This window comes from Streptomyces sp. NPDC101776, from assembly GCF_044766845.1.
Lineage (GTDB): Bacteria > Actinomycetota > Actinomycetes > Streptomycetales > Streptomycetaceae > Streptomyces.
The window spans coordinates 301,373-313,519 of the sequence record NZ_JBIWMV010000003.1 but is presented as its reverse complement, the minus strand read 5'-3'; the positions used below and the strand labels follow the sequence as shown (position 1 = coordinate 313,519).

The window sequence follows — 12,147 nt, the reverse complement described above, 5'->3', positions numbered from 1 at the left end:
TACGCGGGTTGATGCCGAAGCCTTCGCCGGTCCACCGTAGCGTGCGTGCGGACGGTGGGTTGACCAGAGTTGGAAGGCTGTCAGCTGCCGGTGCCGGTCCGGCCCCAGTCCGGGCCCGCCCGCTCCCAGGCCCGGTCCCAACGCGCGTACCTGCGGCGGACCATGCGCCACAGCACGAACCGTCTGGCGCTGTCGACGAGCCCGGCGGCCAGCAGTGCCGCGCCGAGCCCGGCGAGCACGGCGTGCGTCGTCGCCGTGGCCGAGTCCAGCGGGCGGGCCACTATGTGCCCCTGTTGGTCCGTCCAGAGCCTGAAGTGGTCGCCCGCGTGCGGGGTGTTCAGGTTCGCCATGATCGTGCCGTGCTGTGCGGTGCCGTCCGGGGCGGTCCAGTCGGCGAGGACGCGGGTGCGGATGTCCCGCGCGGTGGCCGAGTCGGGGTCGGGGTCGATCTCGGCCCCCTTCAGCTTCTTGACCACCGTCGCCGTCACGACGTGCCGGTCCGCGCGCTGCTCCCGCACCGACCGCTGCAGGGTGTCCTGCGCGACGATGCCGACGAGCGAACCGATCACGGGTGCGGCGACCAGGACCACCAGCAGGACCACGAGGGCCAGCCAGGCCTCGACCAGATCGGTAGCGCGACGCAGCGGATTGCGCCGCCAACGCCACAGACCCCTGATTGCTCCCACCGTCCCGCACCCCCTTCCCGCTCCGTGATAACCCCGCGCCCGGCCGTTCGCCCAAGAGCCCCGTCAAAGAGAGAGCGAAATCACCTCTCCCAAGGCCTCTCACGAACTTCTCACGGGATCTCAACGACCGGGCCCACGGGGAGGGTTCCCGCCCCGAGCGCTCATAGGCGGAACTCCGGCCGCGCGTGAATGCGGAACTCCGGTTACCCGAGAATCCGGACCGGGTCCCCGACACGGATCGTGCCGGTGGACCGGGGCACCAGGTTCAGCCCGAAGACGAGCTTGCCGCCGATGCGCCGATGCCGGGCCAGGGTGCGCAGCGGCTCCTTGCCTCGCTCGGCGGTGCCCTGGTCGGTGGTGGTCACGACGCAGCGCCCGCACATCTTCGCTACCCGGAAGGCGACCTCGCCGATCACGACACCCGACCAGTCGTCCTCGGCCCAGGGTGCGGCGCCCGCGACGACCGCATTGGGCCGGAACCGGTTCATGGGCAGCGGCCCCTCGGCTGGGTGATCCCCTTGTGCGACAAGGGAGTTGAGGGCGTCGAGGGAGGCCTCGGAGGTCAGCAGCAGCGGATAGCCGTCGGCGAAACCGACGGTCTCACCGGGAAGCGCGTAGTCCGGGTCCAGGGGCCTGCGCGTGGCGGGATCGTCCATGTGGACAAGACGGACGCCGAAGCCCAGATAGTCGCTGCACCAGAGGCGCGCCGCGTCCGGCCCCGGCACCACGTCGACCTTCGTACCGAAGATCTCCATCGCCACGGTGGTGACCGGCTCCGGAACGGGCACGGTCAGTGGGCCACGGCCGGGTGCGGACAGACGAACACCGCCGCCGGGCAGAAGCTCGGCGGCGGCCAGTGCGAGACGCGGGTGCTCGCGTTGCGTGACGACCTTTCCCCCGTCGTCGATCAGCCCCCAGCGTCGGTCACCGGCCAGCCCCCAAGGCTCCACGAGAGCCTCCCGGGGCGAGAAACCCCGGAGCGCCTTGACCGGATGAACGTGGATCGACCGCAGCTCCGCATTCCCCATCACCTCATCGTGCCAGGTGACACTGACAACGCAGGGTACGGATCAGTAACCGCCCCGGTACTGCTGCTGGTTGTTGTACGGGTCCTGCTGGTACGGCGCCGGAGCCGGGCGGGGAGCCGCCGGACGCATCGCCTCGTAGCCGGCCGGAGCCGCCATCGGGCGCGGCTGCTGTTGCTGCTGGCCGTAACCGCGCGGCGGGGCCTGCTGCGGGATGTAGGCGGCGGGCGCCTGCTGCAACGGGGACGGCTGCTGCGCCTGCGGGTAGCCGCCGTAGGAGGCCTGCGAGGGACCCGCCGGGAGGGCGGGCAGTGCCGACGGGAGCGCCGGCAGGTTGCTCCCCGGCATGTCGTAGGCGGCGGGGACCCGGATCGGGGCGATCTGCGGGGTACCCCGTTCGGCGACTAGGGAGTCGTAGATCGGAGTGTCCGGGAAGGAGGCGGAGTAGTAGCCGCCGCCATAAGTGGAGCGGGGGGAGGTCATGGCACATAAGTTAAGCCCACGATGTGGTGGTTGGGGAGACCGATTAGAGGGTTGTTTTCCGTGTCGGGGGTGGCACGGGATCCCCAATGCGAGCGAACTTGGCAAAAAAGGGCATCGATCGGTGTTCGGATCGTGTAAAGGCCGAGTTCCCGGCGGGTTACCAGCGGTTGGCCACAGGTGTTGTCGCGTCCCTGATGGGCGTTCGCCGCCCCGGGGAATAGGTTGTGCGGGTAGACACCCGATGGGCTGCCGGGCGCGTCCTGGCGCGGCGACACGTGATGGGGGCAGACATGTCGATGCCGAAAGGATCGAATGTTCCGGTGCCGACGACGGCACTGCGCGTCGAATTGGGCTGGCGGCCCGGACCCGGCGTTCCGGACGCCGACGCCTCGGCGCTGCTGCTGGTCGACGGGAAGGTCCGTTCCGACGGCGACTTCGTGTTCTACAACCAGCCGGCGCACACCTCCGGCGCGGTCCGGCACGAGGGCAAGGGCAACACCGGCGGGCGGGTGACCGACAGCCTGCTCGTCGACCTCGCGCGCGTGGAGCCCGCCGTCGACCGCGTCGTCCTCGCCGCGTCGTCGGACGGCGGAACGTTCGGTCAGGTCCCCGATCTGTACATCGAGGTCCGGGACGCCGCGCAGAACACCGCGGTCGCCCGCTTCGACAGCGCGGGCGCGACGGTCGAGACCGCCTTCGTGCTCGGCGAGTTCTACCGCCGCCAGGGCGCCTGGAAGTTCCGGGCCGTCGGCCAAGGCTACGACAGCGGGCTCGAAGGCCTGGCGACCGACTTCGGCATCACCGTGGACGAGCCGCAGCAGGCGGCACCGGCACCGGCCGTGACCATGCCGCCGCCCACCGGGCCCGCGACCATGCCCCCGCCCTCCGGACCGCCCGTGAATCTGCCCCCGCCCATGCCCATGGCTCCTCCTGCCGGCCCGCCCTCGCCCCCTCCGGCGACCCCCGTACGGCTGACCAAGGTGACGCTCACCAAGGCGGCCCCCTCGGTCTCCCTGACCAAGCAGGGCGGCACCTCGGGCGCCATGCGCGTGAACCTCAATTGGGAGGTGCGCAAGCAGTTCTCGGGCTGGGGCAGCAAGCGCGGCCGGGCGGTCGCGATGCACGCGGACCTCGACCTCGACCTGTGCGCCCTGTACGAACTCGCCGACGGCCGCAAGGGCGTCGTCCAGGCCCTCGGCAACGCGTTCGGCTCTCTGCAGCGGCCCCCGTACATCCATCTCGACGGCGACGACCGCAGCGGCGCGTCGTCGAGCGGCGAGAACCTCACCATCAACCTGGACCACATTCGCGACTTCCGGCGCATCCTCGTCTTCGTGACCATCTACGAAGGCGCGCGTTCCTTCGCCGACCTGCACGCCACGGTCACGCTCCAGCCGCAGCACGGCGCCGCGATCGACTTCTCGCTCGACGAGTGCACGGTGCCCTCCACGGTGTGCGCGCTCGCGCTGATCACCAACACCGGAGGCGATCTCGTCGTCCAGCGCGAGGTCCAGTACCTCGTCCCCGAGCGTGGGGTGAGTCCGCAGCGGACCGTCGACCGCGTCTACGGGTGGGGCATGAACTGGACCCCGGGCCGCAAGTGACCGCTCAGCTCTCGTCGCCGACGACGGCGTCGGGACGCGCGTAGGTGCGGCCCTTCCAGGCCGCACCGCGTCCCCTGTAGTGCTGCACCGCGGAATCGACGGTCATCAGGAGGTACAGAAACGCGGTGAACGGCAGCAGGGGAGCGAGCCACAGCGGCTGCCCGTAGTAGCGCAGCATCGGGATGTACGTCCCCGTCATCACCAGCCACGCGAGACCGCCGAGGACCGCGGTCGCCGTGTTCCCGACGGCCAGACCGGTGACCAGGGCGACGGGCGGCACGAGGTACACCAGCGCCAGCCCGAGGACGGTGCCCAGGAGGAGCGGCGGGTTGTGCCGCAACTGGGCGTACGCGCTGCGCGAGACCATCCGCCACAGGTCGTACAGGCGCGGATACGGGCGCACGCTGTCCACCCGCTCGGCGAGCCCCAGCCAGATGTGACCGCCGCCGCCCTTGACGGCACGGGCGAGCGCCACGTCGTCGATCACCGCGTGCCGGATGGCGTCCGGGATCCGCGCCCGTTCGGCGGTGTCGGCGCGCAGCAGCACACAGCCGCCCGCCGCGGCCGCGGTACGGGCCCCCTTCATGCCGATCCGGCGGAACGGATACAGCTGGGCGAAGAAGTAGACGAACGCCGGCACCACGAGGCGCTCCCACACGCTCTCCACGCGCAGCCGGGCCATCAGCGACACGGCGTCGAACCCGCCGCCGCGCGCCGCCGCCACCAACTCCCGCAAGCTGTCCGGGGCATGCGCGATATCGGCGTCCGTCAGCAGCAGGTACTCAGGGTCACGCGCGCGTGCCAGCCCGACACCGTGCCGTACGGCCCACAGCTTGCCCGTCCAGCCCGCGGGCGGTTCGCCGGGGGAGTCCACGGTCAGCGGCAGCCCGCCGTGCCGGGACGCCAGCTCGCGGGCCAGCTCCCCGGTGCCGTCCGAACTGCCGTCGTCGACAAGGAAGATCTCCGCCCGCCCGGGATAGTCCTGGGCGAGGAGCGAGGGCAGACTCTCGGGCAGTACGGCGGCCTCGTCACGGGCGGGGACGACCACACCGACCGACGGCCAGTCGTCCGGGTCGGTGCGGGTCGGCAGTCTGATGTCCGTGCGCCAGAAGAAGCCCTGACAGAACAGCAGCCACAGCCAGGCGGCGAGAGATCCGGCGGCGATCCACACGATGGCGCTCACGGCCGCAGTCTGCCCCACGGGAGCTGCTCCACCGAGGCCATCGTCTATCGTGGCCGGGTGAAGATCGCGCTCATGGACTCCGGAATCGGTCTGTTGGCGGCCACCGCGGCGGTACGGCGGGTGCGCCCCGACGCGGATCTCGTGCTCTCCCTGGACCCCGAGGGCATGCCCTGGGGACCGCGGACACCGGAGGACGTCACCCGGCGTGCGCTGGACGTCGCCGAGGCCGCCGCCGCGCACCGGCCCGACGTTTTGATCATCGGCTGCAACACCGCGACCGTGCGCGCCCTGACGGCCCTGCGTGACCGCCTGGAGCCCGGTATCCCGGTCATCGGCACGGTCCCGGCGATCAAGCCGGCGGCGGCCGGTGGCACGCCCTTCGCGATCTGGGCGACGCCCGCCACCACCGGCAGCCCCTACCAGCGTGGCCTCATCAAGGACTTCGCCGACGGTGTTCCCGTCACCGAGGTCCCGTGCTGGGGGCTGGCCGAAGCCGTGGAACACGGGGACGAGGCGGCGATCGACGCCGCCGTCGCCGCGGCCGCGGAGCTGACCCCCGGCGATGTAACGACCGTCGTCCTGGGCTGCACCCATTACGAGTTGGTCGCCGAACGCATCCGCGCCGCCGTGCAGCGCCCCGACCGCCCGCCGCTCGTCCTGCACGGCTCCGCCGACGCGGTGGCCGCCCAGGCGCTGCGCCGGATCGGTGAACAGCCCGCACCCGAGGCACCGGCCGACGGCACCTTGACGGTGCTCCTGAACGGCCGAGAGGGAGAGCTGCCCGCCGCCGCGTCGGTCTACGCCGAGGGCCGGCTCCTGCGGGCGGTCACCCCCGCCCACTGACCACCGGCGACGAACCGGGCTCTACGCGTTCGCCGTATCGCCCCACAAAACGGTCACCCTGTGCAACGACGTACCCGCGCAGCGAAACCTGAGTAGTCTCGTAGGCATGAGGGACCACCCCCGCGACGAAACCTTCCCGCAGACCGAGGTCTGGACCGGACGCGCGACCAACCGGTTCCAGTGGCTGCTGGCGCTCGCCGGTGCCGCCTGCATGGCGCTCGGCATCGAGCTGGCCGTGGACTCCACCTGGACGTCCGGCATCGCCCCGCTCGTCATGTCCGTCGTCGGGTGCATCGCGGCCGGACTGCTCATGCTGTTCGGCACGCTCGCCTTCGTGCACGTCGGCCTGAAGGTGGACACGGAGTGCCTCGAAGTGCGCTGCGGCCACATCGGTCTGCCGCGCCGCCGCATCCTCCTCGCGAGCGTCGCGGGCGCCGAGTTCGCCCCGCACGTCACCCCGCGCCAGTGGGGCGGCTGGGGCTACCGCTGGCGGCCCGAGAAGGGCACCGCCGTCGTCGTACGGCGCGGCGAGGGCATCGTGCTGCGGCTGTGGGACGGGCACACGTTCACGATCACCGTGGACAACGCGGAGGCGGCCGTACGGATCATCACGGACCGGCTGGCGCCGCCCGCGCCCGGCGCGGTGCACTGACTCCTTCAGGGGGCCGGGCGGTCGCCACGCGCGTGTGCGTCCGGTGCGGTGCGTGAGGCGTCCTCGGCGATCGGGTGGGCCGTGGCCAGCCCGGCCAGGAAACCGGCGCCGACCGACACCGAGGTGAAGCTCAGCGCGTTGCCGACCGAGGCGATGAGCGCGAGCCCCGTCAGCGCGGCGGCCGCGGTGAGCGCGATCGGGGTGGAGCGCGTCGTGCGCCACAGCGCGTGGAGGATCCAGCCGAAGGCCGCCGCCAGCAGGAGTACGCCGAAGATGCCCTGTTCGGCCGCCAGTTGGAGCGGCGCGGAGTGCGGTTTGCCGTCCGGCAGCAACGCCTCGGCCGCCGCGCCGCTCAGCTCCCCGAAGCGCCCGGGGCCCACGCCCAGGGCGGAGTCCTGATGCGCCATGTGCAGGGCGTCCTGCCACAACTGGATCCGGTGCGGGGTCAACTGACCCTCAAGGGACGCGGCCAGCCCGTCCGGCAGCACGTTTCCGGCGACGGCCCAGGTGGCGCCCGTCACCAGCGCCGTGGCCAGGCCCAGGCCCGCGATGCCCGGACCGCGGTGTCGCATCCGGCCGGCGGCGAGCGAGCACAGCAGCACCGCCGTGGACAGGACGAATCCCGTGACCGAGCCCAGGACGGCCGCGGTGACCGTGATCCCGGCCGCCAGCAGCCACAGCCCGAGCCTCAGCACCGGTGCCGACGCGCTCCAGGCCGAGCAGCACGCGGAACCCACCGCCAGGGTCAGCAGGGCCGCGCTCGCACCCGCGTGGCCGAGCGGGACCGCGAACTGGGGGCCCAAGGCGAGATGCGGTTCGGCCAGCGCCAGACCGAGCCCGGCCAGCGCACCCACACAGGGCGCGGCGACCGGGACGAGCGCCCCGGAGATCCGCCCCGACGCGTAACCGGCCGCGACCGCGAGAACCGCGAGCAGCACTCCCTCGGGCCGGCCGTCGTGCATGGCCGCGGTGATCAGCGACCACGCGGCACACGATCCGAGCACCGCGATGCCCGCCGCGTCCGAAACGTTTCGTCTTTCACTGTCGGCGTCCGGACCGGTCGCCGACGCCATCCCCGTGGAACCCACCCCGCCGCCCCCTGAACCGGGCCGCCCCGACCCGTGACCGGCCCCCACCGTCCTGGCCTGGACCGACCGCACAACAGGGGCTCCGGCTCACCGTAACGGCTGATGACCGATTTGTGGACGAGTTGCGCAGGAACGATGCTGCTGCGGCCCTGCTCAGTGCCCTGTACCCCGTCGCTCCGTGCCCTGTACCGCCGTCCGGACCGCGCTGTCGGCGCCAAGGTCCACCGCCGTACACTCCCGGAGTGACCGTCACCGCAACTTCCGTGGACGAGTCGGACCAGCTGGAGCCGAAGGCCGTGCCCGTATCGCGCCTCGCCCGCCTCGTCCGGCTGGTTCCGGCCGCCGTAGCAGCGCTCTCCGGAGTGCTGCTCTACGTCAGTTTCCCGCCACGCACCCTGTGGTGGCTGGCGCTGCCCGCCTTCGCCTGCTTCGGGTGGGTGCTGCGTGGCCGCGGTTGGAAGGCAGGCCTCGGACTGGGCTACCTCTTCGGCCTCGGATTCCTGCTGCCGCTGCTCGTGTGGACCGGCGTGGAGGTCGGCCCCGGGCCCTGGCTCGCCCTGGTCCTGGTCGAGGCGATCTTCGTCGCGCTGGTCGGCGCGGCCGTCACCGCGGTGTCGAAGCTGCCCGGCTGGCCGCTGTGGGCGGCGGCGCTGTGGATCGCCGGTGAGGCGGTACGCGCGCGGGCCCCCTTCCACGGCTTCCCCTGGGGCAAGATCGCGTTCGGTCAGGCGGACGGCGTCTTCCTGCCGCTCGCCGCGGTCGGCGGTACCCCGGTCCTCGGCTTCGCGGTCGTGCTGTGCGGCTTCGGCCTGTACGAGATCGTCCGCCTCGTCCTGGAGGGGCGGCGCACCCGGGTTGTTCAACGATCCGCCGCGACCGTGGCCCTGCTGAGCGTGGCCGTACCGATCGTGGGCGCGGTGGCCGCGCGGTCCCTGGTCAGCGACAAGGCCGAGGACGGCACCACCACGGTCGCGGTCATCCAGGGCAACGTCCCGCGCGCGGGACTGGAGTTCAACGCCCAACGGCGGGCCGTGCTCGACTACCACGTCAAGGAGACACTGCGGCTGGCCGCCGAGGTCAAGGCAGGCAAGGTCGCGAAGCCCGACGTGGTCCTGTGGCCGGAGAACTCCTCCGACGTCGACCCCTTCGCCGACGCCCAGGCGTACACGGACATCGACGAGGCGGCGAAGGCGATCGGCGCTCCCATCTCGGTCGGCGGTGTCGTCGAGCGCGGTGGCAAGCTCTACAACGAGCAGATCCTCTGGGACCCGGTGAAGGGCCCGACCGACACCTACGACAAGCGGCAGATCCAGCCGTTCGGCGAGTACCTCCCGATGCGCTCGCTTCTCGGGGCGATCAACAAGAACTGGACCAGCATGGTCCGTCAGGACTTCAGCCGGGGCACCAAGCCTGGCGTGTTCACGATGAACGGCGCCAAGATCGGTCTGGTCACCTGCTACGAGGCGGCCTTCGACTGGGCCGTGCGCTCCGAGGTCACCGACGGCGCCCAACTGATCTCCGTGCCCAGCAACAACGCGACCTTCGACCGCAGCGAGATGACCTACCAGCAGCTCGCCATGTCCCGGGTCCGCGCGGTCGAGCACAGCCGGACCGTCACCGTCCCGGTGACCAGCGGCGTCAGCGCGATCATCATGCCGGACGGGAAGATCACCCAGAAGACCGGCATGTTCGTGGCCGACTCCCTGGTCCAGAAGGTGCCGCTGCGCTCCTCGGAGACACCGGCCACGAAGCTCGGCATCCTGCCCGAGATGGCCCTGGTCCTCGTCGCCGCCGGCGGCCTCGGCTGGGCGATCGGCGCGGGTGTGCGCCGACGACGCGCGGGCGACGCGTAGCCGTACGCCCGCTGTACGCCCGCCACACGCACGGCAGTTCGTGGAGCGGCCATGGACCGTCCCGTTAGGGTCGATGCATGGCTACTCCTGACTTCATCCGTACGATCCGGGCCTCCGCGGGACATCAACTGCTCTGGCTTCCCGGGGTCAGCGCCGTTGTCTTCGACGACGCGGGTCGCATCCTGCTGGGCAAGCGGGCGGACAACCACGAGTGGGCGCTGCCCTCCGGCATTCCCGAGCCCGGTGAGCAGCCCGCGGTCTGCGCGGTGCGCGAGGTGTTCGAGGAGACGGCCGTCGAGTGCGTCGCGGAACGGGTCGTCATGGTCAAGGCCGGGGGACCGATCAGCTATCCCAACGGTGACGCCTGCCAGTTCATGGACATCACGCTGCAGTGCAGGGCCGTCGGCGGTGAGGCGGCCGTGAACGACGACGAGTCGTTGGAGGTCGGCTGGTTCGAACTGGACGCGCTGCCCGAGCTCAGCGATCACCAGCTGTTCCGGATCAAGCAGACCCTGGCCGACGCACCCACCTGGTTCGACACCACGAGTTCCGACTGACGCAGGCGCCGAGCCGGTACGCGGCAGTCTCGCGCTGGTGCCGTACGGCGGGTGGACCGGGCACTGAAACCCTCGGTGCGCAGGCGGTTCTCGAGTTATCCACAGGCCGCACCGGCCGGCCCGGCGATGCGGAATCCTGTGAGCATGTCCAGCGATCACGTGCAGTCCGCCGAGCGTTCCGCCACCGTCACCGGTGCCGTGGCGCAACCGAGCAGTGCCGAGGCGCCGTTCCTGGAGCTGCTGGCCAGGGGCGCCTCCGCCGACGCCTATGAGCAGCCGGTGCTGCTCGCCCGCGCCGACGGAAGAGCGGCCGGACTGATCGCCGGGCTCGAACACGCCAAGGGGCTCGCGCTGCGTGTGCGTGCGGAGTCGGAGAACCGCCGACGGCGTGAGGCGGAGCTGTCCGCGCTCTTCGAGACGGCTCACGACCTGGCCGGACTGTGCGACCTGGACGCCGTATTACAGGCGATCGTCCAGCGCGCCCGGTCCCTGCTCGGCAGCGACGTGGCCTGCCTCAGCCTCAACGACCCGGCGAGGGGCGACACTTGCCTGCGGGTGACCGAGGGTTCGGTCGCGGCCCGCTTCCAGCAACTGCGTCCGGGCATGGGGGAGGGGCTCGCCGGACTCGTGGCCCGGACGGCACGGCCGTGCGTCACCGAGGACTACTTCAAGGACGACCGCTTCCAGCACACCCCCACCATCGACTCCGGGGTACGGGACGAGGGGCTGGTGGCGATCCTCGGTGTGCCGCTGATGGCGGGGCACCGGGTCATCGGGGTCCTGTTCGCGGCGGACCGGCGGGCGCGGGTCTTCGAGCGCGAACAGATCGCACTGCTCGGCTCGTTCGCCGCACTGGCCGCGGCAGCCGTCGACACCGCGAACCTGCTCACCGAGACCTGCTCGGCCCTCGCCTGCCTGGAGCGCGCCAACGAGATCATCCGGGACCGCGGCGGAGTCATCGAGCGCGCCTCCGACGTCCACGACCGGCTCGCCGAACTCGTCCTGCGCGGCGCCGGGGTCCACGACGTGGCCGCCGCGGTCTCCCAAGTCCTCGGCGGAGACGTGGAGTTCAGCGAGATCGATGCCACACCCGCCAGGGCGCTGGAGGCGTCCCGCGTCGAGGGGCACGCGGTACGGCACCGGGACGACTGGATCGCGGCCGTGGCCGTCGGCGGCGAACCGCTCGGCGCACTCGTGCTGCGCGGCCACCCCGGGCTCGACCCCGTCGACCGGCGCACCCTGGAGCAAGCCGCCATGGTCACCTCCCTGCTGCTGCTCGCCCGACGGTCCGCCGCCGAGGCCGAACAGCGCGTCCGCGGCGAGCTGTTGGACGATCTGCTCGACGCCCGCGCCCGCGACCCGCGTCTGCTGCGGGAGTGTGCGGCCAGGCTGGACACCGACCTGGACGCCACCCATGTCGTACTCGCCGCCCGGCTGGACGGCACGGCCGCCGACGCCGACCAGGAGGCCGCCGCCCGCAGCCGCCTCCGGTCCGCCGCCTCGCACCTCGCCGGGACCGGGCACGGACTCGCCGCCGCCCGCGACGGAGGCACCGTCCTGCTGCTGCCCCTCGACCCCGGCGACACCGCCACGGACCTGGCCCGACGCACCGCCGGCCACTTGGGAACGGCGGTCCACGAAGCGGTCACGGTGGGCGCCTCCGCCCCCGTGGCGAAACTCGTCGCCCGGCCCGACGCCGTGGCCGCCGCCTACGAGGAGGGGCGCCGCTGCCTCGACACCCTGCGGCTGCTGGGCCGTGCCGGAGACGGGGCCGCCGCCGAGGACTTCGGTTTCCTCGGGCTGCTCCTCGCCGGGGACCGCGACATCGGCGGCTTCGTCGAGCGGACCATCGGACAGGTCGTGCGGTACGACGAGCGACGCGGCACGGATCTGCTGCTCACCCTCGACGCGTACTTCGCCTGCGGCATGAGCCCGGCCCGGACGAAGGACGACCTGGACGTCCACGTCAACACCGTCGCCCAGCGGCTGGAGCGCGTGGGCCGACTCCTCGGCGAGGACTGGCAGGAACCGGGACGCGCCCTGGAGGTGCAACTCGCCCTGAGGCTGCGGCGGTTGACGGGACCGGGACGGGGGTGACTCTTGCTATGTACGGGGCGTACGAGAGGCGGTGGGTTTTGGACCGCGCGTACTCGCCAGGAGGTGCGAGCGTGTG

11 protein-coding genes are annotated in these 12,147 nt (G+C 71.9%); 6 read left to right on the top strand and 5 right to left on the bottom strand.

The window, feature by feature from the left end:
• Positions 1–80: 80 nt before the first annotated feature.
• The 3 genes from ACIRRY_RS12930 to ACIRRY_RS12920 form a co-directional block, all read right to left on the bottom strand.
• On the bottom strand, positions 81–686 hold the full coding sequence (locus tag ACIRRY_RS12930) for a hypothetical protein (protein WP_403971438.1): 606 nt from the start codon (positions 684–686) through the stop codon (positions 81–83).
• Positions 687–889: 203 nt separating this feature from the next.
• A complete protein-coding gene (locus ACIRRY_RS12925; RefSeq protein WP_403971436.1) occupies positions 890–1,714 on the bottom strand; it encodes an MOSC domain-containing protein in 825 nt (274 codons plus the stop codon).
• A gap of 42 nt (positions 1,715–1,756) precedes the next feature.
• Positions 1,757–2,194: a DUF6643 family protein gene (locus tag ACIRRY_RS12920; protein WP_403971434.1), complete on the bottom strand. Its 438-nt coding sequence runs from the start codon at positions 2,192–2,194 to the stop codon at positions 1,757–1,759.
• A 278-nt stretch (positions 2,195–2,472) separates the two neighbouring features.
• On the opposite strand from ACIRRY_RS12920, the gene ACIRRY_RS12915 reads away from it, so the two are divergent.
• Complete coding sequence (locus ACIRRY_RS12915) at positions 2,473–3,798, top strand: TerD family protein (protein WP_403971432.1); 1,326 nt, start codon at positions 2,473–2,475, stop codon at positions 3,796–3,798.
• Between the two features lie 4 nt (positions 3,799–3,802).
• Here ACIRRY_RS12915 and ACIRRY_RS12910 read toward each other — a convergent pair whose 3' ends face one another.
• Positions 3,803–4,969 (bottom strand): glycosyltransferase, encoded by a 1,167-nt coding sequence (locus ACIRRY_RS12910; RefSeq protein ID WP_403972261.1) that lies wholly within the window; start codon positions 4,967–4,969, stop codon positions 3,803–3,805.
• Between the two features lie 69 nt (positions 4,970–5,038).
• Between ACIRRY_RS12910 and ACIRRY_RS12905 the strand changes: the two genes are divergently transcribed.
• Positions 5,039–5,824: a glutamate racemase gene (locus ACIRRY_RS12905; RefSeq protein WP_403971430.1), complete on the top strand. Its 786-nt coding sequence runs from the start codon at positions 5,039–5,041 to the stop codon at positions 5,822–5,824.
• A gap of 106 nt (positions 5,825–5,930) precedes the next feature.
• Positions 5,931–6,476: a hypothetical protein gene (locus ACIRRY_RS12900; protein ID WP_403971428.1), complete on the top strand. Its 546-nt coding sequence runs from the start codon at positions 5,931–5,933 to the stop codon at positions 6,474–6,476.
• A 5-nt stretch (positions 6,477–6,481) separates the two neighbouring features.
• Here ACIRRY_RS12900 and ACIRRY_RS12895 read toward each other — a convergent pair whose 3' ends face one another.
• The gene (locus ACIRRY_RS12895; RefSeq protein ID WP_403972259.1) at positions 6,482–7,549 is read right to left on the bottom strand and encodes an O-antigen ligase family protein; all 1,068 of its coding nucleotides are present in this window, start codon (positions 7,547–7,549) and stop codon (positions 6,482–6,484) included.
• Between the two features lie 257 nt (positions 7,550–7,806).
• Here ACIRRY_RS12895 and lnt point away from each other — a divergent pair, with 257 nt between their 5' ends.
• From lnt to ACIRRY_RS12880, 3 genes are all read left to right on the top strand, one after another.
• A complete protein-coding gene (lnt, locus tag ACIRRY_RS12890) occupies positions 7,807–9,417 on the top strand; it encodes an apolipoprotein N-acyltransferase (protein ID WP_403971426.1) in 1,611 nt (536 codons plus the stop codon).
• A 77-nt stretch (positions 9,418–9,494) separates the two neighbouring features.
• On the top strand, positions 9,495–9,974 hold the full coding sequence (locus tag ACIRRY_RS12885; protein WP_200682306.1) for an NUDIX domain-containing protein: 480 nt from the start codon (positions 9,495–9,497) through the stop codon (positions 9,972–9,974).
• Between the two features lie 144 nt (positions 9,975–10,118).
• Positions 10,119–12,071: a helix-turn-helix domain-containing protein gene (locus ACIRRY_RS12880; RefSeq protein ID WP_403971424.1), complete on the top strand. Its 1,953-nt coding sequence runs from the start codon at positions 10,119–10,121 to the stop codon at positions 12,069–12,071.
• Positions 12,072–12,147 lie beyond the last annotated feature (76 nt).

Coding starts and splice junctions, on each gene's coding strand:
- ACIRRY_RS12925 (WP_403971436.1), bottom strand. CDS start 1,714: ATGGGGAATGCGGAGCTGCGGTCGATCCACGTTCATCCGGTCAAGGCG.
- ACIRRY_RS12920 (WP_403971434.1), bottom strand. CDS start 2,194: ATGACCTCCCCCCGCTCCACTTATGGCGGCGGCTACTACTCCGCCTCC.
- ACIRRY_RS12915 (WP_403971432.1), top strand. CDS start 2,473: ATGGGGGCAGACATGTCGATGCCGAAAGGATCGAATGTTCCGGTGCCG.
- ACIRRY_RS12900 (WP_403971428.1), top strand. CDS start 5,931: ATGAGGGACCACCCCCGCGACGAAACCTTCCCGCAGACCGAGGTCTGG.
- ACIRRY_RS12895 (WP_403972259.1), bottom strand. CDS start 7,549: ATGGCGTCGGCGACCGGTCCGGACGCCGACAGTGAAAGACGAAACGTT.
- ACIRRY_RS12885 (WP_200682306.1), top strand. CDS start 9,495: ATGGCTACTCCTGACTTCATCCGTACGATCCGGGCCTCCGCGGGACAT.
- ACIRRY_RS12880 (WP_403971424.1), top strand. CDS start 10,119: ATGTCCAGCGATCACGTGCAGTCCGCCGAGCGTTCCGCCACCGTCACC.